Genomic DNA, 20,373 nt, shown 5'->3' with positions numbered 1-20,373 from the left:
CACCCCTTGAAGGCAGCGCCGTTCGCCTACTCCCGTCCCTCCACAGTGGACGAGGCGGTGGCCGAGCTGACCCGTTCCGACGGGGGCGGCAAGGTCATCTCGGGCGGCCAGTCGCTCGTGCCGGTGCTCGCGATGCGGCTGGCCCGGCCCGACGTGCTGGTGGACATCAACGCGATCCCCGGGCTGGACCGCATCGAGCGCGGCGACGGGTACGCCAAGCTGGGCGCGACCGTCCGGCAGCGCACCGTCGAGCGGGACCCGGTCAGCTCGGAGGTGCCGTTGCTGGGACTGGCGCTGCCGTGGGTGGGCCACCGTGAGTTGCGCAGCCGGGGGACGGTGTGCGGCAGCCTCGCGCACGCCGACCCGGCCGCGGAACTGCCCGCGGTGGCCTGCTGCCTCGACGCGTCGCTGACGCTGGCGGGACCCTCGGGCACCCGCCGTGTCGCGGCCCGCGAGTTCTTCGCCGGGGCGATGATGACCGCGCTCGGTCCCGACGAACTGCTGACCGCGGTGCGGTTCCCGTCGGCACTGCCCGGCGACGGGTTCGGGTTCGCCGAAATCGCTCGCAGGCACGGGGATTTCGCGCTCGCCGGGGTCGCGGTGCACGTCCGCGGCGAGGGCGTGACACTGACCGGGTTCGGCATCTCCGACCGGCCGGTGACCCGTGCCGTGGCGTTGGACGAGGTCACGCCCGAACTGCTCGACGAGATGGTCGACACCGACGGTGACGCGCACGCCTCGCGGGACTACCGCCGCCGCCTGTTCCGCGTGCTCGCGCGACGGGAGATCGACCGAGCCACCAGGAAGGCCAGGAATGACGACCGCTGAACCGACCCCGCGCCCGGTCCGTGCGGAAGCGGGGGAACTCGTCGACGTCACCTTCACCGTCAACGGCACCCCGGCGACGCTGAAGCTGCCGGCCCGCGTCACGCTGTCCGACGCGTTGCGCGACCACCTCGGGCTAACCGGCACGCACGTCGGCTGCGAGCACGGCGTGTGCGGCATGTGCACGGTGCTGGTGGACGGGCAGGCCGCGCGAGCGTGCCTGCTGTTCGCGGTACAGCTGGACGGCGCCGAGATCGTGACCGTGGAAGGGCTCGGCAAACCGGACGAGCTGCACCCGCTGCAGGAGTCCTTCGGCCGCAACCACGCGCTGCAGTGCGGGTTCTGCACCCCGGGCTTCCTGATGAGCTCCTACGACCTGCTCACTGGCAAACCGGACGTGACGCCCGAGGAACTGCCGGCGGAGCTGTCCGGGGTGATCTGCCGCTGCACGGGTTACCGCAACATCGTCACGGCCGTGCGTGAGACGCAGGAGTCGTTCCCGGAAGGCATTCCGGCACCGGGCAACTGCGGTACACGGGCACTGGCGGGGCGCGCGACGGTCCGGGTCGGCGACGAACGGCAGGAGACCGAGGCCGTGGCGGAGCCGGTGTCCACGGAAATCGCGCTTCCGGACGGAGAACCCACGATCGCGGTCGAGGTAGCGACCGGAGTGGACGTCGAATCCGGCCGGGTGTGGGACGTGTTCGACGACGTCCACCTGCTCGCGAGCTGCCTGCCGGGCGCGGAGTTGACCGAGGAGCTGGGCGCGGACACCTACGCCGGGCGCGCGAAGGTTTCGGTCGGGCCGGTGAAGCTCAAGTTCGACGGTGTGGCCCGGATCCTGGAGCACGACCGCTCGGCGGGGCGGCTGCGCGTGCTGGCGCAGGGCCGCGACACCGGCGGCGCGCAGACGCAGGCCGCGATCGAGCTGCGCACCGAAGCCACGGCGGGCGGCACGGTGCTGCACGCCGACGCGAAGGTGTACCTGACGGGCCGGATCGCGCAGTTCGGCCGCGCGCTGGCTGGGGACATCAGCCGCCGGATGTTCGAGCAGTTCGCAGCCGCGGTCGCGACCGCGGCGACATCGGGCAGGGCGCCCGAGGGACCGGTCAAGCCGCCCAGCGCGCTCAAGCTCATGCTCGCGACGCTGCTCGACCGGTTCCGGCGGCGCCGGCGGTGAGGGTCCGGTGGAACTGCACCAGCTCCGCTACGTCGCGGCCGTCGCCGAGGCGGGCGGCTTCACCAGGGCCGCCGAGGTGCTCTACCTCGCGCAGCCGTCGCTGTCGGTCCAGATCCGCAAGCTGGAGAAGGAACTCGGCGTCGCGTTGTTCGAGCGGCTGGGTCGCAAGGTCGTGCTGACCACGGCGGGGGAGGTGTTCCTGGAGCACGTCCGGCCGGCGTTGTTCCATCTGGAGCGGGCGCGCGAGGAAGCCGTGGCGGTGCGGAACCTGCAGCGCGGCAGGCTCGCGATCGGCACCCTGCCCAGTGCCGGGGCGAGCGTGCTGCCGCGCGTGCTCGCGGGGTACCGCGCGGCGCACCCCGACATCGAGCTGAGGCTGATCGAGCACAACGTCTCGGCGGACTTCGAGCGGATGGTGCAGGTCGGCGAGCTGGACCTCGCGTTGACCAGGGCGCCGTGGTCGCGGCCGGGCATCACCGGGCGGGTGCTGATCCGCGAGCCGATGGTGGCGATGCTGCCGCCGGGACACCGGCTGGACGGGCTCGCGGAGCTGGACCTGGCCGACCTCGCGGAAGCCGATTTTGTCGCGATGTCCACCGGTTCTGGCCTGCGGGAGCTGTTGGAGGCTTCGTGCCGGCGGCACGGGTTCACGCCGCGCGTGACCGTGGAGACCGAGCAGCTGTCGGTGCTCGCGGGCATGGTGCGCAACGGGGTCGGGGTTTCGGTGGTGCCGCGCCTGGTCGCGGCGGATTACCCGGTCGCCGTGCGCCTGGCCGATCCGCGGGATGCGCGGGAGCTGGCCGTGGTGTGGCGCGCGGGCGGTCAGCTCGCACCCGCGGCACGGGCCCTGCTGGACCTGCTGCTGACGGCGACGCGCGAGCTGAGCGACGAGACCACAGTGGACGGAGAGCCATAGGCAACGCCTACCGGGCCGGTAGGGAACTGCGCATCGCCGCGCGAACCCGCCCTGGCTGTAATGGGGAGGGAGATCTCTTCAAAGCGGTGGCAGCCGTTCGGTGAGCGGAGAACCCGTGATGACGTGGACAGTCATGGGGAGGCGATCCCGGAGCCGGGAACAGCACGTTCACCGGGGGCGGGAGCCGGGCGACGGGTGGGCGGCGGAGGTTCCGCCGCCTGCCGCCACGGAACAGACCAAGAAGTTCCTGCAAAGGGCGAGCACACACCACAAGGAGGTGGGTATGGCGTCCCGTCGTGCGACGCTCTACGCGGCCGTTTCCTCGGTCGCGGGCTGGGCGTTCGATCTGTTCGACCTGTTCATCCTGCTCTACATCGCCGGGACCGTCGGCAAGCTGATCTTCCCCGCGCACAGCCCGACGCTGAGCCTCGCCGCGGTGTACGCGTCGTTCGCGGTCAGCGTGCTGTTGCGGCCCGCGGGCGCGGCGATCTTCGGCGTCGTCGCGGACCGGAGCGGGCGGAAGAAGACCATGGTGGTCGTGCTCGCCGGGGTCGGGCTGTCGACGGCCGCGATGGGCCTGGTGCCCACCTACGCCGCCGCCGGGATCACCGCACCGCTGCTGTTCCTCGCGCTGCGGCTGGTGCAGGGCATCTTCGTCGGCGGGGTGGTGGCCGCAACGCACACGCTCGGCACGGAAAGCGTGCCGCCGCGCTGGCGTGGCCTGATGTCCGGGCTGATCGGCGGTGGGGGCGCCGGGGTCGGTGCGGCCCTCGCCAGCGGGCTCTACATCGGCGTGAGCCAGCTCTTCCCCGGCGAGCAGTTCACGGTGTGGGGCTGGCGCGTGATGTTCCTGTCGGGTCTCGTCGCCGCCCTGCTGAGCTACCTCGTGGTGCGCGGCGTCGAGGAGTCCCCGCTGTGGAAGGCGGCGCACCAGGCGGGACCGCCGCCCAGGACGCGCCTGGCCGACCTCGTGCGTGGCGGGCGCGGGAAGGTGTTCGCCCTCAACATCGTCCTCGTCGCGGGCGCGGGATCCCAGTACTACCTCACCTCCGGCTACCTGCCCACGCTGCTCGGCGACGTCACCGGCGTCCGTGGCGGTACGCAGGGCGTGATCCTGCTGGTGTCGAGCCTCGGCGTGGTGCTGGGCACGATCGTCGCCGGGGAACTGAGCGAGCACCTCGGCCGCCGGCGCACGATGCTGGCCTTCGGCGCCGTCAACCTCGTCGCGCTGCCGCTCCTCGTGTGGCTCATCAGCAGCAGCGATCCCGGTGCCACCACGGCGATCCTGTGGTACTCGACCGCGCTCGGGTTCCTCGCCAACGCCGCCTACGCGCCCGTGCTCGTGTTCCTCAACGAGCGGTACCCGACGGCGCTACGCTCGCGGGGCACGGCGGTCTGCTGGAACCTCGGCTTCATGATCGGCGGCCTGATGCCCACCTTCGTCAACCTCGCGAGCCCCGGGCTCGCGGATGTGCCGAGCAGGCTCGTCGTGTTCCTCGGCGTGATGGTCGCCGTGTTCCTCGTGGCCAACGCGATCAGCCCGGAAACCCGTGGTGGCATGGACGAACCGGCGTCGCGTGCCGTGGCCCGCACCCCGAACAAGGAGGAGATCCTGTGAACGCTGTGAACGAGCGAACCGTCCTGCTGACCGGCTGCACCGGCGACATCGGCGTCGCGTACCTCAAGGCGCTCACCGCGACGGGCCACAACGTGGTGGCGGTGGACCTCGCCGACGGCACCGCAGCGGTCGAATCCGTCGCCGGTCCCGGCAAGGCCGTCTTCCAGCGCTGCGACGTCACGGAGGACGCCGAGCTCGAGTCCGCCGTGCGGCTGGCCGTGGACCGCTTCGGCGGGCTGGACGCGGTGATCAACAACGCCGCCGTCTACCGGGGACTGGGCCGCAAACGGCCACTGGAGGAGCTGACCAACGACGACTGGGACCTCGTGCTGCGGGTCAACGTGCGCGGGATGTGGCAGGTGATCAAGGCGGCGCTGCCCGCGTTGCGGGAGCGGGGCGGCGGCCGGATCGTCAACATCGCGTCGTCCGTCGCGAGGACCGCGCCTCCCGGGTTCGCCCACTACGTCGCGTCGAAGGCCGCGGTCGAGGGCCTGACGCGCGCCGCGGCCAGGGAACTCGGCCGGTACGGGATCACGGTGAACTCCGTGTCGCCCGGCCTGGTCGACGACGCCGCGACCCGTGCGCTCAACGACTCCGGTTACGTGGCCGCCGCGAGCGCGGGCCGGTCCCTGCCCCGCGACATGCGGCCCGACGACCTCGTCGGCGCCGTGTTGTGGCTGACCGGGCCGGACAGCGGGTTCGTGACGGGCCAGACGATCGTGGTGGACGGCGGCGGGGTGTTCGTCTGATGGGCTGGGAGGTGCCGCAGGACGCCCGGCCCGCCGACCCGGCCACGTTGCGCGTCCTCGGCGAAGTTCCGGCCACCACGCCGGGGGAGCTGGACAAGGCGGTGCGCACGGCCGACGAGGCCCAGCACGGTACCTGGCCGGTGGACGCGAAGCAGCGGCAGGGACTGTTGTGGCGCTGGGCCGATCTGCTGGAGGAGCACCGCGGCGAACTCGTGACCTCGCTCGTCGCCGAGAGCGGCAAACCCGTGCGGGAAGCGGGGATCGAGGTCACCGGCGTCGTGGACGCCTTGCGCTACAACGCGGGCATGGCCCGGCTGGTGCACGGCCGGGCGGGCACGCTTCCCGACGGTTCGCAGGCGCACCTGGTGCGGGAGCCGGTCGGCGTCACCGCGTTCATCGTGCCGTGGAACTGGCCGTTGCTGCTGCTCCTGCGCGATCTCGCCCCGGCGCTCGCGGCCGGCGTGACCGCACTCGTGAAGCCGGCTCCGCAGACCACCCTCGTCACCCGGCGCGCCCTGGAACTGGCCCGTGAAGCGGGGATCGGTGAGGACGTCGTCCGGCTCGTCGTCGGCGACGGGCTCGTGGGGGAACGCCTCGTCACACATCCGCTCGTGCGGGCGGTCGCGTTCACCGGTTCGACGGCGGTCGGTGCGGCGATCCGCGCGGCCGCCGCGCCGGACATGACACGAGCGCTGCTGGAGCTGGGCGGCAAGGCGAGCATGACCGTGTTCGCCGACGCCCGCGTGGACGAGGCCGCCGAGACCGCCGCCCGTGCCGCGGTGATCACCGCCGGCCAGATGTGCATGGCGTGCACGAGGTTGCTGGTGCAGCGCCCGGTTTTCGCGAGAGTCCGGGACACCGTGGTGGACGTCCTGCGTACCCTGCGCACCGGTGATCCCCGTGACGAGGCGACCGACGTCGGGCCCCTCATCTCCGGGCCCGCACTGGACCGGTTCTCCGAGCACATCGCGCTGGCCCGCTCGTCCGCTCGGGTCCTGACGGGCGGCGAGCGCCTGGACCGGCCCGGGCACTTCGTGACACCTGCCGCCGTCACCGGCCTGCGTGTGGATTCGCCGCTGGTGCAGCACGACCTGTTCGGCCCACTGTTGAGCATTGAGCCGTTCGACGACGAGGACGAGGCGGTCACGCTGGCGAACGCCACGCCGTACGGGCTGGCGGCGTCGGTGTGGACCGCGGACCTCGACCGGGCGTGGCGGGCTTCGCGGCGGATCAGGGCGGGCACGGTGTGGGTCAACGGTTACAACCGGTCCTACGCCGAAATGCCCAGTGGTGGCTACGGTTCTTCGGGGCTCGGCCGGACGCGGGGCGTCGAGGGGATCGAGCAGTTCACCGAACTCAAGCACGTCCACTTCGGAGGGCCGGTATGACCGGGTTCCCGCCGCGGATCGTGGTCGGCATCAGCGGCGCGTCCGGGGTCGTCTACGGAGTGCGGGCGCTGGAACTGCTGTCACAGCTGGGCGTCGAGACACACCTGGTGTTCACGAAGGCGGCGCGCGCGACACTCGCGCAGGAGACGGACCTGACCGTCGCGGACGTGCGCGCGCTGGCCGACCACGTGCATTCCGAGCACGACCTCGGCGCGGAGATCGCGAGCGGATCGTTCCCCACCGATGGGATGCTGGTCGCGCCGTGCAGCGTGAAATCGTTGTCCGGCATCGCGAACAGCTACGACGAGACACTGCTCGTGCGGGCCGCGGACGTGACGCTCAAGGAGCGGCGGCCGCTCGTGCTGCTGGTGCGCGAAACCCCGTTGCACGCCGGGCACCTGCGGCTGATGAGCCAGGCGTGCGAGATGGGCGCGACGATCATGCCGCCGGTACCCGCGTTCTACACGAAGCCGGCTTCGCTGGACGAGCTGGTCACGCAGACCGTCGGCCGTGCGCTCGACGCGTTGCGGCTGCCGCACCCCGCCACCGCCCGCTGGACGGCGGGCGCGCGCTGACGGCCCGGCTGGCAGGATCGTGCCCGTGAAACTGCTGACCGCGATCGTGCGTCCCTTCGTGCTCGACGACGTCCGCGCTGCGCTGGAACGCCTGGCGGTCCTGGGCATGACCGTGACGGAGGTGCACGGGTACGGCAGGCAGAAGGGCCATCGGGAGGTCTACCGCGGTGCCGAGTACGAGGTGGACTTCGTGCGCAAGGTGCGCATCGAGGTGCTGCTGCCCGACGAACTGGTCGAGCGCGTGCTCGATGCCGTGCTGCGGGTGTGCCGCACGGGCCGCATCGGCGACGGCAAGATCTGGGTCACGCCGGTGGAGACGGTCGTGCGCGTCCGCACGGGCGAACGCGGCGCGGACGCCGTTTAGCCGGTCACCGGCGCGTGGCCGGCAGGTCGATCGCGGGGGAGCGGGTGATCAGGCCGGCCGTCGCGGACCGGAAGCCGGCCCGTCGCCGCCGGCGCCGACCGCGCCCCTGATCAGCCGTGAAGCGCCACTCTGGTCAGACCGGGTTCATCCGCGATCGCGTTCACCCTCGCAGGCTCGTCACGGCCGGCCAGTGCCGCCGCCGCCTCCGTCACCAGGACAAGGCGCGCTTGTCCAGCAGAGGAGCCGGCCCGGGCCTGCCTCGTTCATCCCGTCGCGGCGTCGTGGCCTTGCCGTCCACGACGCGGAACACCGTCGCCACCCGGGCCGGCGACGGGTCTTGCGGCCACCTCGCGTCTTCCTCCACCACCATCAACCGCTCGCTGACCGGGTACCACGATCGCGTCACCAACCGGATGCCCGACCGGTCCACCCTCTCGGCGAACTGGTCCGGTGGGATCGGCCCCAGCGCCTTCGGCCCGAGGACCACCACCGGACCCCCGATGACCGCCGCCGAACGACGCGGTTCGCGCGCGGTGGGGCCGCCCCCCGTCAGTGGGCGTTGGCGGCCCGCGGCCGGTCCGGACCAGTGGAGGCGAGGCGCTCGACTTCTCCACAGGTCGCGCCAAGGTAAGTCAATCAGTTGACTTAGAATAAGCTCCCGTGCCCGGTGATCGACACCGGAGACGAGAGGGGATCCTGATGACCAGTGCCGCTGTGGGGACACCGAGACGGGCCGCGGGGGTGGTGCGGCCGAACGTGGTCGTCGCGGTCCTGGCCTTCGGCGGGATCGTCGTCTCGCTGATGCAGACCCTGGTGATCCCGCTGGTGCCGGTGCTGCCGGGGCTGCTGGGCGCGTCGGCGGGCGACACCACGTGGGCGATCACCGCCACCCTGCTCGCCGCCGCCGTCGCCACGCCGACGGTCGGGCGGCTCGGCGACATGTACGGCAAGCGGCGCATGCTGCTGTTCAGCGTCGCGATGCTGGTCGTGGGTTCGGTGCTGTGCGGGCTGTCGGACAGTCTCGCGCCGATGGTCGTCGGACGTGCGCTGCAAGGTCTCGCGTCCGGGGTCATCCCGCTGGGCATCAGCATCATGCGGGACGAGCTGCCACCGGAACGGCTCGGCGGCGCCACCGCGCTGATGAGCGCTTCGCTCGGCGTCGGCGGCGCGCTGGGCCTGCCCGCCGCGGCGCTGCTGGTCGAAAACGCCGACTGGCACACGCTTTTCTGGACCGCCGCCGGGCTCGGTGTCGTCGCAGGGGTGCTCGTCGTCGCGCTCGTCCCCGAGTCGGCGGTCCGCACGGGCGGCCGGTTCGACCTGCCCGGCGCGCTGGGCCTGTCGGTCGCGCTGCTGTGCCTGCTGCTGGCGATCTCCAAGGGGGCCGACTGGGGCTGGGGCAGCGGGACCACGCTGGGGCTGCTCGCCGCCGCGGTCGTCGTGTTGCTGTGCTGGGGTTTCTGGGAACTGCGCACGCGGGAGCCGCTGGTCGACCTGCGCACCACCGCGCGCCGCCAGGTGCTGCTCACCAACCTCGCGTCCGTGGTGATGGGTTTCGCGATGTTCGCGATGTCGCTGGTGATCCCGCAGCTGCTGCAGCTGCCCGCGGCGACCGGGTACGGGCTGGGGCAGTCGATCCTCGCGGCGGGGCTGGTGATGGCGCCCAACGGGCTGGTGATGATGGCGGTGGCGCCGCTGTCCGCGCGAGTTTCGCGGACGCGGGGCCCGAAGGTGACGCTGATGCTCGGCGCGCTCGTCGTCGCGTTCGGCTACGGGCTGACGACGGTCATGATGGGCACGGTCTGGCAGCTGCTGATCGCGTCGAGCTTCATCGGCGCCGGGATCGGGCTCGCGTACGGCGCGATGCCCGCGCTCGTGATGGGGGCGGTGCCGGTGTCGGAGACGGCCGCCGCGAACAGCCTCAACACGCTGATGCGCTCGATCGGGACGTCGGTGTCGAGCGCGGTCGCCGGGGTCATCCTGGCCCACTTGACGATGCGCCTCGGCCCGGTGGCGGTGCCCACGGAAAGCGCTTTCAAGGTCGTGCTGGTCGTCGGCGGGGCGGCCGCGCTGGGAGCCTTCGCGATCGCGGCCTTCCTGCCCGGCCGCCGCGCCTGAGTGGAAGGACGACGCGCCGGAACCCTCCGGCGCGCCGTCCGGTCTCTACTGCCGCGTCACCCGCGAGCGGCGGGAGAACAGCCAGCCACCACCGCCGAGGACGAGGGCGGCGGCAGCGGCCGAGCCCGCGATCATCGGCGTGTCGACCACGAGCACGGTGCTCGTGTCGGGCACGAGGTTCGCCACCCCGGTCGACAGGTTGCTGTTGTCGTTGGTGTAGCTGCCCGGCGTGTCCGAGGTGACGTGCACGGTCAGGATGCACGTCGTGCCGGGGGAGACGGTCAGGTTCGCCGCCTTCACCCCGGTGTCACCGGCGTCGAGTGAGCCACCGGCCGCATCGGTCACCGCCGGGGTGCCGCACTGGCTGTTGGTGCCGAAGGTGGAGTCCGCGATCGTGACGCCCGCGGGGAGCGCGTCGGTGAAGTCGAGCGGGGACAGGGTCGGCTGCTGGTTGTCGACCGGGTTGGTGATGAAGAAGTTCAGCTCCCCGGTCTCACCGGCCTGGATCTTCCCCGGCTCGAACGCCTTGGTGAGCTTGACGGTCGGGAAGGACAGCGACCAGGCCCACGCGTCACCGCCGGTGACGTTGCCCATCTGGTTGTAGAGCGTGAAAGACTTGACGGGGCCGCCGCCCAGCACGAAGGAACCGCAGCCCGCGGTGGGGTTCGTCCCGTCGTCGGCCTGGCAACCCGCGTTGCGCGCGACCTGCGGTGTGCTGTTCAGGACGGTGCTGTTGCCGCTCGGGGAAACCTCCAGCGCGTTGTTCTTCGTCAGCGTGGTCAGCGTGACGGGAGCACCGGTGGTCGTGGTGCCGCCTACGGAAGCGAGGCTGCCGTCGAGGTTGTCGACGTGCAGGATCGGGGAGAGCACGGGCTTGCTGAACGTGACCACCTGCGTGAAGGCGCTGCCCTGGCCGGTGCACTGCTGCACGGCGGCAGAGCCCGCTGGGGGATCGGGTTCGAGGAAGTCGGTCGCGTTGGTGCCGCCGAGGGTGCCTGCGGGAGCGGGCCAGGAACAGGTGGTGTTGGTGCCGGAGACCACCTGGATCGTCGCGGTCACGCCGGTGTCACCGAAACCGGCGGTCATCGTCTGGCCCACTCCGGGGGTCGCTGCCGGGGAGACACTGGTCATCCACTGCTGCGAAGCCGAGGTGGCCGCACTGGCCGACCCCAGCGCGGCGAACGCCCCACCCAGTGCGAGCAGCGATACGGCAGCACCGGCCGCCACCCTCCTCGCCCGCCGCCGCGGTCTCGAGCGTGCTGTCATCGGTTTTCTCCTTCCGGAAAGGACATCACCGGACAGACCGGGGCAGGAGAGGAAACCCTGACGCACCTACCCCTTCACGGGGATGGCCCACCGCCCACACCCACCCACGTTGGGGCCGCTCAGCAGGCGCGCCAGCGCCGATGGACCCCGGCGCCCAGGCCCTCGGGGGAGAAGAGTCAACCCGGAACTCACTTCCTGGCCACGGCCAACCGAAATGCTCCCGCGAGGATCAGCGCGCACCCGACGAGCTGCCAGGGGGAGGGGTGTTCGCCGAGCACCACCGCGCCCAGCACCACCGATCCGATGGGCGTCAGCAGCAGGAGCACCGCACCGAGCTGGCTGGACAGCTTCGGCGAGCACACGGCGACCAGCAGCCAGCCCACGATCTGCGAGGACAACGCCACCAACGCCAGCCAGCCCAGTGCGGGGGCGGCCGGCGTGAGGTCCAAGCCGTACCACCAGGCACCGGCCGCCAGTGACGCCACCGTCGCCGCGACCATCACCAGGACGTACGGCTGCACGGGCGGTGCGCCCTGCCCGCCGCGCCGCAGCAGGAACAGGAAACCCGAGTAGCACAACGCCGCCAGCAGCGCGTGCACCGTGCCCCACACCGGATCCGCGCCCGCCGGAGCCCGGTCGAGCAGACCCGCGGTGCACAGCACGCCCGCCAGCATCACCGGGGCGCACACGAAGAACGACCGCGTCATGCGTTCCCGGTCGACCAGCCACGCCAGCACCGGCACCAGGACGACCTGCAGGTTCACCAGCACCGTCGACAGCCCGGCGCCCACCTCGGAGATCGCCTGCGTCCACAGCAGCATGTCGCCGGCGAACAACACCCCGGCGACCGCCGCGGTGAGCAGCGCGCGGCGGGACGGCGCGCCACTGCGGCGCCGCTCCCACAGGGCGGCCGGCACCAGCGCCGGCAGCGCCATCAGGCAGCGCCAGAACGAAGCGGTGCCCGGTGCCGTCCCCGAAACGCTGATGACCACCGCCGACGCGGACACCGCCAGTGCCGCCGTCGTCATGCCCCACACCGCCGCCGTCCGTTCCATGCCTCCCGGCTACCCGGCAGACCTAACAACCAAAACCGGTTATGGTTGTTAGATGGAGATGCGGCCGTTGGTGGGCGGGCACGTCGTGCTCGATTTCGTCAACACGGTGGCGTGGCGGCTCGACCCGGCGCGGTTCGCCGACGACCTCACGACGGCCGACGCGCTGGTGACCTGGCTGCGCCGCACCGGCCTGCTGCGGACCGATCCAGCGCCGGTCTCGCCAGCCCGGGCCGCGGCTACCGTCAAGCGGGCGCGGAAGCTGCGTGACGACCTCTACGCGGTGCTGAGCGCCTCGATCGACGGCCAGGAGCCACCTTCCGACGCGGCGGAGGCGGTGCACCACGCGATCGTCCAGGCGCTGCGCCGGGCGCGCCTGACCGGCGTGGTGCCGCTGCAGTGGGAGTTCACCCCCGCCGACGTGTCCGAGCTGCCCGTGTTGCTCGCGCTGGAGGTGTGGCGCTTCCTGGAGTCCGTGGACCGGACGCGGCTCCGGCAGTGCGCGGACGAGGGGTGCGGGTGGGTGTTCCTCGACAGCAGCAGGAACGGCTCACGCCGGTGGTGCAGCTCCGCCGACTGCGGCAACCGCTCCCGGGCCCGCCGCCACTACGAGCGGAACCGGCCACGGCGCTGATCAAGTCTGGTCAGCAGCAGTGGTCGCCCCGCCACGCTTCGCGCCCCTCGCGGACGGCAACCGCGGCGATCACGAGTGCGACCACCGGATCGGCCCACGACCAGCCGAACAGGCTGTTGAGCAGCAGGCCGAGCAGCAGCACGCCGGACAGGTAGGTGCACAGCAGGGTCTGCTTGGAGTCGGCGACGGCGCTCGCCGAGCCGAGTTCCCGGCCGGCGCGCCGCTGCGCGTAGGACAGGCCCGGCATGACCAGCAGCGACACGGCGGCCAGCACGATGCCGACTGTGGAGTGCTCGGCCGCACCCGAGCCCAGCAGCGACTGAACCGCCTCGACGGTCACATAGGCCGCGAGCGCGAAGAACGACACCGCGATGACCTTCAGCGCCGTTCGTTCCCGCGCCTCCGGGTCGCTGCCCGAGAACTGCCACGCGACAGCCGCGGCGGAGGCGACCTCGATGACCGAGTCCAGCCCGAACCCGATCAGCGCGGTGGACGAAGCCGACGAGCCCGCCGTGATCGCGACGACGGCCTCGATGACGTTGTAGGTGATCGTCGCCGCCACCAGCCACCGCACCCGCCGCGACAACGCCGCCCGCCGCGACCGCGCAGGCGTGCAGCACCCGTCGGCACAGGTGTCCTCGGCCGCGTAAAGCGGCAGCCTCTCGTTCACCGGACGACCTCCGCGGCAGCGGGCTCGTCGAGGCAGGGCTGCGCGGTGTCGACCGCGAGCACGACCTGCGCCAGCTCGTTGAGCGCCTTGGCCAGGTGCGGGTCGGCGAGCGCGTAGCGGACCTGCCTGCCCTCGTAGGTGGCCACGACCAGCCCGCAGCCCCGCAGGCACGCGAGGTGGTTGGACACGTTCGACCGCGAAAGGCCCAGCTCGGCGGCCAGCGCCGCGGGGTAGGCGGTGCCGTCGAGCAGCGCGACCAGGATGCGGCAGCGCGTCGGATCGGCGAGGGCGCGGCCCAGCCGGGCGAGCGCGTCACCCCGCGTCTCACACTTCAGCATGCCTCGAACAGTACAGCGAAGGCTGAACCATGGGAAGGCCTCAAGCGCACGCCGAAGAAGGGGTGTCATCCGGGGAATGGCGCGTCCGCTGCGGAATGGCGGGCCGCGAGATGGGAAATACTTCTCCTCCCACTTAAACATATAGCGCACCCCGGGGCTTGCGGCAAGACCCGGGTGATGCCGCAGAATCGCGTCTCCGACCCGGAAAACAGCATGAGGGGGCACGTGTCCGAGCAGGGGTACCAGGAAGAACTCCGGTCCGAGCGGAACTACATCGCCGGGCTGTACGCGCGGCTCGACGCCGAGCGGGCGAGGGTGAAGGGGGAGTACGAAGCGGCGCTGCGGGGCGACGGCAGCCCGCTGGTGGAGCGGGACGTCGAGGTGCGCGCCAAGGCCAGGGAGGTCAAGCGGCTCAACGTGGCGGACAACGGGCTGTGCTTCGGCCGCCTCGACACCGTGAGTGGTGACCGGCTGTACATCGGCCGCATCGGGTTGTTCGACGAGGAGGACGAGTACCGGCCGGTGCTGCTGGACTGGCGCGCCCCGGCGTCGCGGCCGTTCTACACCGCCACCGCCGTCAGCCCGGAGGGTATGCGCCTGCGCCGCCAGTTCCACACCCGCGGCCGTCACGTGGTCGACTACACCGACGAGGTGCTCGGCCGCCCGAGCGGGAGCGAGCACGGGGACGCCGCGCTGCTGGCCGCGATCAACGCGCCCCGCGGCGAGGGCATGCGGGACATCGTCGCGACCATCCAGGCCGAGCAGGACGAGATCATCCGGCTCGACCACCCCGGGGTCCTCGTGATCGAGGGCGGCCCCGGCACCGGCAAGACCGTCGTGGCGCTGCACCGCGTCGCCTACCTGCTCTACACGCAGCGGGAGCGGATGGAACGCCACGGCGTGCTCGTCGTGGGGCCGAACCCGGCGTTCCTCAACCACATCGGCCGCGTCCTGCCGTCGCTGGGCGAGTCCGACGTCGTGTTCGCCACGCCCGGCGACCTGGTGCCCGGACTGCACGTCACCGCCGACGACACGCCCGAAGCCGCGCGGCTCAAGGGTTCCCTGGGCATCCTGGACGTGCTGAAGGCGGCGATCGCGCAGTACCAGCGGCTGCCGGAGGAGCCGGTGCAGGTCGAGCTGGGTGGCGTCACGGGACGGATCGACGCGGCGACCGCCGAATGGGCCAGGGAGGAGGCGCGGGGAAGCGGCCTGCCGCACAACGAGGCGCGCGCGGTGTTCACCGACATCGTCACGTACGTGCTCACCGAGCGCGCCATCGGCCGGGGCTGGCTGGACCGCAACGACCGGCAGGCGTGGGAGGACCTGCGGCGGCAGTTGCTGGAGGAGCTGGCGGGCAACGAGACCTTCACCGCCGCGCTCGACCGGCTGTGGCCGGTGCTGACCCCGGAAACCGTGCTCTCGGAGCTGTACCAGTCGAAGGACCGGTTGCGTGCGGCGGGCGCGGACGAGGCGCTGTGGCGCGCCGACGGTGCCGCGTGGACGGTCTCGGACGTGCCGTTGCTCGACGAACTGGTCGAGTTGCTGGGCCGCGACAAGGCGGCCGAGGCCGAGGCCGCCCGCGCAGCGGAGCGGGAACGGCGGGCCCAGGCCGCCTACGCCGACCACGTGCTGGACAACCTCATCGAGCGCCAGGACGTGGACGAGGACATCGGCCTGATCGCCAGCGACCTGCTCTACGCCGAGGACCTCGCCGAACGGTTCACCGAGCAGGACACGCGGGACCTCGCCGAGCGCGCCGCCGCCGACCGCGAGTGGACCTACCGGCACGTCGTTGTCGACGAGGCGCAGGAACTGTCCGAAATGGACTGGCGGGTGCTGATGCGGCGGTGCCCCGACCGGTCCTTCACCGTCGTCGGCGACCTCGCGCAGCGGCGCTCGCCCGCCGGGGCGCGGTCGTGGGAGTCGATGCTGGGGCGGTACGTGCCGGGACGCTGGGTCTACCGGTCGCTGACGGTGAACTACCGCACCCCGGCGGAGATCATGGAGGTCGCCGCCGCGTTGCTGGCCGAGTTCGCGCCGGGCGTGCGGCCGCCGGAGTCGGTGCGCGCGTCCGGGGTGCGCCCCTGGGCGCGGCAGGTCACCGAGGACGAACTGCCCGGCGCCATCGAGGAGTTCGAGCGGGACGAGGCCGGGCGCGAGGGCACCAGCGTCGTGATCGGACCGCCGGGCGTGCCGGGTGCGGTGCCGCCCTCGGAGACGAAGGGGCTGGAGTTCGACGCGGTGCTGGTGGTGGAACCGGAGCGCATCCTCGCGGACGGGCCGCGTGGCGCGGCGGAACTCTACGTCGCCCTCACGCGGGCGACGCAGCGCCTCGGCGTGCTGCACCGGGGCCCGCTGCCCCGGGCACTGAGCGGTCTCGCCGGGGCCGGGTCAGGTAGCCTGACGGGCGTGTTCACGAAGTGAACACCCAGTCCACGCTTTCGATCACCGTTCGGCGGAGGGGCCCGTGACCAAATCGACGCGGTCGGCGGACGCCGGCCGTGCCGACCGCGGCGACCAGGCCGACATCCAGGCGGTGAGCCGGGTCAGCCAGATCCTGTCGCTGTTCGAGCCGGCCACCCCCGAGGTGACGCCGGCCCAGGTCGCCGAGCGGCTGGGGCTCAACCGCACCACCGCGTACCGGTACTGCACGTCGCTGGTCGCCGCCGGCCTGCTGGAACGCAGCGCCGACGGCGCCTACGTGCCCGGCGGGCTGCTGCTGCAGCTGGGCGCGTTCGCGATCGGGCACCGCCGGGTCGTCAACCTGGCGCCACGGCACATGCGCGCGCTTTCCCGCGCGACGCAGACGAGCGTGGTGCTGAGCCTGTGGGGCCTGACGGGCCCGGTGGTGTCGCGGGTGGAGGAGAACCCGTCGACGATCGTCGTGGTGTCGGTGCGGGTCGGCAGCCACCTGCCGCTGGACACGGCGCAGAGCAAGGTCTTCCTCGCCTACCACGCCGACCAGCTGTCGATGGAACGGCTGATGGCGAACCTGTCCGGCACGGCGCGCGACGAGCTGCGGGCCGAGGTCGAGCGGGTCCGCGAGGTGGGCCACTGTTCCGCGATGAGCACGCCCGGCGTCGTGGCGGTGGCCGCGCCCGTGTTCGACGAGTCCGGCATCTGCGCCACGATCGCGATCGTGGGCCCGGACAACACACTGTCCATGTCGGACGACGCGCCCGAGCTGCGGGTGGTCGTGGACACCGCGCGGGAGCTGACCGCCGAACTCGGCGGGCGTTACTGGCCGGACGAACCCAGGTAGGGCAGCCAGGCGGGGGAGGGCCGCGGCGGGATGTCGGCGTAGTCCCGTGTTCCGGCGAGCGCACTGCCGACGAACGCGTCCAGGCCTCCCTCGCGGGTGGCCAGGTACGCCTCGACCCCGGCGACCAGTTCCGCGACCACGCCGGGCCCGTCGATCCACAACGCGGTGACCACCTCGACAGCACGGGCCCCGGCGGCGAGGAACCGCAGCACGTCGGCGGCGGTACGCGCGCCATTGGTCCCGACCAGCGGCACGTCGGCGCCCAGCGCCTGCCGGGTTTTGCCGACCCAGTACAGGCTCATCGGCAGGCACGCCGGTGAACCCCAGGCGCCCCAGGACCCGAGCACCGCGCCGCCGTCGAGGTCGGGCAGGAAGCCCGGGTACCGCCCGACGAGCCCTATGCCGTCCGCCCCGGCCGAGCGGGCGGCACGGGCGAGTGCGACGACATCCGAGGCCTGGCCGGGCAGCTTCACGAGGAGCGGGATGTCCACAGAGGACCGGACGATCCGCACCGCTTCGCGCACCGCGTCCACTTCGGTCAGCTGCCGCACGGCGCGGGCCTCGCGGCCGTGTGGTGCGCCGATGTTGAGTTCGACGGCGGGCACGGCCGCGGCCATCGCGTGCGCGATGCGGGCCGCCGCGGCCGGATCGCCGAGGGTGATGCTGCCGAGCACGGGGCAGCCCCGCGTCGCCCCGTGCCCGGCGGCGGCCGCGAGGACCTCCAGCCAGTCGTCTAGGTCTACTTGCGCGAGCCCGGAGCGGTTGAGCAGCCCGTCTTCCCGGCGGGCCTCGCCTGCCGGGCGCACTTCACGATCACCGGAGATGAAGGCGTAGTCGGCGATGTCCAGCTGCCGCCGGGCGGCGTCGCTTTCGTTCACCGACTTCGCCACGACGGCTCCCGCGCCCGCGTCCACGCAGGCGGCCAACCCGGCCGGGGTCATGGTCAGTTCGGAGGATCCGACCCAGACCGGGTTGGCGGTGACCAGTCCCGCGACGTCCACTCAGGACAGTGCCGGGATCGTGCGGTCGTCGGCCATGTCCACGTCCTTCGTCTCCGGGCCGAGGAAACCACCGAGGCTGATGAGCAGCCCGGCGAGCACGATCAGCACGGCGGGGGCGAGGTGCGGGGCCATCAGGCCGTCGAGCTGCTGCAGGTAGAACTGGTAGAACGCCGGTGCGATGAGCGCGAGGCTGTAGCCGACACCGTAGCCGGTGGACCGGATGCTCGCCGGGAACCGCTCCGTCAGGTAGGCCGCGATCGGGCCGAACGTGCCGACGGTGAACACGCCGATCAGCACCGCCCAGCCCAGCGCCGCGCCGAAACCGCTGTGGGACACCATCAGCAGCGTGTAGGCCCCGGCGCCGAGCACCGAGACCGACAGCCCGTAGCCGATGTAGAACCGGCGCCGCCCGATGCGCTGGGACAGCATCCCGAACAGCGGGTAGGACAGCGCGGCGGACGCGTTGATCACGAGCATGATCAGCGTGATCTGCTTGCTCGACAGCTCCAGGTGCGCCTTGAGCTGCGCGGGCGTCACGGCGGCCTCCATGTTGGTCGCCAGCCACGTGCCGGTCATCAGCACGAACACCTGGGCCAGCGCCTTCGGGTAGCGCACGAGCAGCCGGACGAACGGCAGCTTGTGCTTCTCGCCGGTCAGTTCCGCGGGCGGCTCGTGCACCTGCGTGAGGTAGTAGCGGAACAGCACCGCCGCGAGCAGCGCCCCGACGATGAACGGGATGCGCCAGCCCCACTGCACGTACGCGCTGTGCAGGCCGGCGGAGGGCAGCAGCTGGAGCAGCAGCAGCGTGATCGCGGCGATCACGGCGTAGGCCGCGGGCGAGGTCGAGGTGATGATCGAGGCGTAGAGGCCGCGTTTGTGCTTCGGGCTCCACTCCATCGCCAGCGGGACCGCGGTCGTGTACTCGCCGCCGAGGAAGATCCCGTCGAGGAAACGCAGGGCGATCAGCACCCCGACCGACCACATGCCGATCGTCTCGTGGCCGGGCAGGCACGCGGTCAGGAGCGTGATCGTGCCGAAGCCGCCGACCGCGACGAGCGTCGTGCGCTTGCGGCCGACCGTGTCGGCGAAGTGGCCGAAGATCACGGCGCCGAGCGGGCGGCCGATCAGCGTCGAGGCGAACACCAGCGACGACAGCAGCGCCGTCGTGGCCGCGCTCAGGTTGGCCGCCTGGAAGTACATCGTGGCGGGCGCCAGCACCACGATCGGCAGGTAGATGTCGAACTGGTCGACGAAGTAGGCGAGCGTGCCGCCGCGGACCGCGGCACGCACCTTGGCGGGGTCGGGGCCGTGCGGGGTGCCGGCACGGGGAGCGTCCAGGGCCGCAGGGGGTTCCGCGGCTTCGGGCGGTGTGGACATCATCGTCCTCCGAACTTCCAGTTCGCGAAGTGAACAGCCCATACCGTAAACAGGCAAACGAAGCAGCACAAGAGCGAAGGGAGGGTTGACACGTGGTCTTATAGTGAACTTTGAATTCACAATACGAACGAAGGCGAGCCCTCATGAGCCAGCGTCCCGCCATCGCCGCCGTCCTGGACGGTCTGGTCGACATGCACGTCCACTCCGGCCCCAGCCCGTTCCCCCGGCGCTTCGACCACGTCGAGGCCGCGCAGGACGGCGCCAGGATCGGCATGCGCGCCATGGTCGCGAAATCCCACCACCACAACACGCAGATGGACGTCCTCGCGATGAAGGGGCGGCTGGCGGACGTCGCCGCCACCGTGTTCGGCGGGATCGCGCTCAACAGCACCGTCGGCGGGCTCAACGTGCACGCCGTGCGCATGTGCCTGCGGATGGGCGGCAAGGTCGTGTGGTTCCCGACGATCTCCTCGGGCAGGCACATCGACTGCCACCCCGAGGACGGCGCGTTCCCGACCACGACGGTGCCGCTGACGCTGGAGCGCATCGACATCGTCGACTCCAGCGGCGCGCTGAAGCCGGAGGCGGGCGAGATCCTCGACGAGATCAAGGAGCAGGGGGCCGTCGTCAACGGCGGGCACATGTACCCGGAGTACATCCGCACGCTGTTCCAGGAGGCGAAGGAACGCGGCATCAAGCGGATGGTCGTGAGCCACCCGGACTTCGTCATCGGCGCCGACCCGGCGCTGTGCCGCGAGCTGATCGAACTCGGCGCGTTCGTCGAGCACGAGGTCGGCATGTACGACCCGGAGGGTACGCAGAAGTGGGACCCGAAGCAGCTGGCGAACTGGATCGAGCAGCTGGGCCCCGAGCACATCGTGCTGGCGTCGGACTTCGGGCAGAAGGCCAACCCCAAGCCGGTGGACGCGTGGCTGCGGGTCGGCGAGGCGCTGCTCGACCTCGGCGTCCCGGAGAAGGACCTCCGCCGCATGGTCCGCGACAACCCCAGCTACCTGCTGAACCTGGACGCCTGAAAGGACCCA

19 protein-coding genes are annotated in these 20,373 nt (G+C 71.8%); 13 read left to right on the top strand and 6 right to left on the bottom strand.

Features of this window, described 5'->3' with window-relative positions:
* The first annotated feature begins 6 nt into the window (after positions 1-6).
* The 9 genes from BMZ92_RS19465 to BMZ92_RS19420 all read left to right on the top strand — a co-directional run bounded on the left by BMZ92_RS19465 (position 7) and on the right by BMZ92_RS19420 (position 9,730).
* Positions 7-828, top strand: coding sequence for an FAD binding domain-containing protein (locus BMZ92_RS19465; protein WP_091509566.1), 822 nt, complete (start codon positions 7-9; stop codon positions 826-828).
* Positions 815-2,005, top strand: a complete 1,191-nt coding sequence (locus BMZ92_RS19460) for a xanthine dehydrogenase family Fe-S subunit (RefSeq protein ID WP_091509563.1) — start codon at positions 815-817, stop codon at positions 2,003-2,005. Before BMZ92_RS19465 ends, BMZ92_RS19460 begins: the two co-directional genes overlap by 14 nt.
* 7 nt (positions 2,006-2,012) lie before the next feature.
* Complete coding sequence (locus BMZ92_RS19455; protein WP_091509560.1) at positions 2,013-2,921, top strand: LysR family transcriptional regulator; 909 nt, start codon at positions 2,013-2,015, stop codon at positions 2,919-2,921.
* Between the two features lie 283 nt (positions 2,922-3,204).
* Positions 3,205-4,539: an MFS transporter gene (locus BMZ92_RS19450; protein ID WP_091509559.1), complete on the top strand. Its 1,335-nt coding sequence runs from the start codon at positions 3,205-3,207 to the stop codon at positions 4,537-4,539.
* On the top strand, positions 4,536-5,288 hold the full coding sequence (locus BMZ92_RS19445; protein WP_091509557.1) for an SDR family NAD(P)-dependent oxidoreductase: 753 nt from the start codon (positions 4,536-4,538) through the stop codon (positions 5,286-5,288). The genes BMZ92_RS19450 and BMZ92_RS19445 overlap by 4 nt, the downstream gene beginning before the upstream one ends.
* Complete coding sequence (locus BMZ92_RS19440) at positions 5,288-6,676, top strand: aldehyde dehydrogenase family protein (RefSeq protein ID WP_091509556.1); 1,389 nt, start codon at positions 5,288-5,290, stop codon at positions 6,674-6,676. Before BMZ92_RS19445 ends, BMZ92_RS19440 begins: the two co-directional genes overlap by 1 nt.
* Positions 6,673-7,251: a UbiX family flavin prenyltransferase gene (locus BMZ92_RS19435; protein WP_091509554.1), complete on the top strand. Its 579-nt coding sequence runs from the start codon at positions 6,673-6,675 to the stop codon at positions 7,249-7,251. Before BMZ92_RS19440 ends, BMZ92_RS19435 begins: the two co-directional genes overlap by 4 nt.
* A 25-nt stretch (positions 7,252-7,276) precedes the next feature.
* Positions 7,277-7,615 carry a P-II family nitrogen regulator gene (locus tag BMZ92_RS19430; RefSeq protein WP_091509552.1) on the top strand — a complete coding sequence of 113 codons (339 nt, stop codon included), beginning with the start codon at positions 7,277-7,279 and terminating at the stop codon, positions 7,613-7,615.
* A 699-nt stretch (positions 7,616-8,314) separates the two neighbouring features.
* On the top strand, positions 8,315-9,730 hold the full coding sequence (locus BMZ92_RS19420; protein WP_177228776.1) for an MFS transporter: 1,416 nt from the start codon (positions 8,315-8,317) through the stop codon (positions 9,728-9,730).
* Positions 9,731-9,775: 45 nt separating this feature from the next.
* Here the strand turns inward: BMZ92_RS19420 and BMZ92_RS19415 are convergent, their stop codons facing one another.
* Together BMZ92_RS19415 and BMZ92_RS19410 are read right to left on the bottom strand one after the other, a co-directional pair.
* Complete coding sequence (locus BMZ92_RS19415; RefSeq protein ID WP_143249899.1) at positions 9,776-10,996, bottom strand: DUF7933 domain-containing protein; 1,221 nt, start codon at positions 10,994-10,996, stop codon at positions 9,776-9,778.
* A 188-nt stretch (positions 10,997-11,184) separates the two neighbouring features.
* Positions 11,185-12,051 carry a DMT family transporter gene (locus BMZ92_RS19410; protein ID WP_091509546.1) on the bottom strand — a complete coding sequence of 289 codons (867 nt, stop codon included), beginning with the start codon at positions 12,049-12,051 and terminating at the stop codon, positions 11,185-11,187.
* A gap of 52 nt (positions 12,052-12,103) precedes the next feature.
* On the opposite strand from BMZ92_RS19410, the gene BMZ92_RS19405 reads away from it, so the two are divergent.
* Positions 12,104-12,682 (top strand): CGNR zinc finger domain-containing protein, encoded by a 579-nt coding sequence (locus BMZ92_RS19405; protein WP_245783139.1) that lies wholly within the window; start codon positions 12,104-12,106, stop codon positions 12,680-12,682.
* A 10-nt stretch (positions 12,683-12,692) separates the two neighbouring features.
* Here the strand turns inward: BMZ92_RS19405 and BMZ92_RS19400 are convergent, their stop codons facing one another.
* Positions 12,693-13,352 (bottom strand): cation efflux transmembrane domain-containing protein, encoded by a 660-nt coding sequence (locus tag BMZ92_RS19400; RefSeq protein ID WP_425425829.1) that lies wholly within the window; start codon positions 13,350-13,352, stop codon positions 12,693-12,695.
* Positions 13,349-13,690 carry a Cd(II)/Pb(II)-sensing metalloregulatory transcriptional regulator CmtR gene (gene cmtR / locus BMZ92_RS19395; RefSeq protein ID WP_091509542.1) on the bottom strand — a complete coding sequence of 114 codons (342 nt, stop codon included), beginning with the start codon at positions 13,688-13,690 and terminating at the stop codon, positions 13,349-13,351. Before cmtR ends, BMZ92_RS19400 begins: the two co-directional genes overlap by 4 nt.
* A 225-nt stretch (positions 13,691-13,915) precedes the next feature.
* Here cmtR and helR point away from each other — a divergent pair, with 225 nt between their 5' ends.
* Complete coding sequence (gene helR / locus BMZ92_RS19390) at positions 13,916-16,114, top strand: RNA polymerase recycling motor ATPase HelR (RefSeq protein ID WP_177228782.1); 2,199 nt, start codon at positions 13,916-13,918, stop codon at positions 16,112-16,114.
* A 43-nt stretch (positions 16,115-16,157) separates the two neighbouring features.
* Positions 16,158-16,952: an IclR family transcriptional regulator gene (locus BMZ92_RS19385; protein ID WP_091509537.1), complete on the top strand. Its 795-nt coding sequence runs from the start codon at positions 16,158-16,160 to the stop codon at positions 16,950-16,952.
* On the opposite strand, the gene BMZ92_RS19380 is transcribed toward BMZ92_RS19385, so the two are convergent.
* Positions 16,928-17,953 (bottom strand): dihydroorotate dehydrogenase, encoded by a 1,026-nt coding sequence (locus BMZ92_RS19380; RefSeq protein WP_091509534.1) that lies wholly within the window; start codon positions 17,951-17,953, stop codon positions 16,928-16,930. The genes BMZ92_RS19385 and BMZ92_RS19380 overlap by 25 nt on opposite strands.
* Positions 17,954-19,330 (bottom strand): MFS transporter, encoded by a 1,377-nt coding sequence (locus BMZ92_RS19375; protein WP_091509860.1) that lies wholly within the window; start codon positions 19,328-19,330, stop codon positions 17,954-17,956. It abuts the gene before it with no gap.
* A 143-nt stretch (positions 19,331-19,473) separates the two neighbouring features.
* Between BMZ92_RS19375 and BMZ92_RS19370 the strand changes: the two genes are divergently transcribed.
* Positions 19,474-20,364 (top strand): DUF6282 family protein, encoded by an 891-nt coding sequence (locus BMZ92_RS19370; protein ID WP_091509532.1) that lies wholly within the window; start codon positions 19,474-19,476, stop codon positions 20,362-20,364.
* Positions 20,365-20,373: the final 9 nt, after the last annotated feature.

It is taken from the genome of Amycolatopsis sacchari, assembly GCF_900114035.1.
Taxonomy (GTDB): Bacteria; Actinomycetota; Actinomycetes; order Mycobacteriales; family Pseudonocardiaceae; genus Amycolatopsis_E; species Amycolatopsis_E sacchari.
The sequence above is the reverse complement of the archived record's forward strand: the minus strand, read 5'-3'. Positions and strand labels throughout refer to the sequence as shown.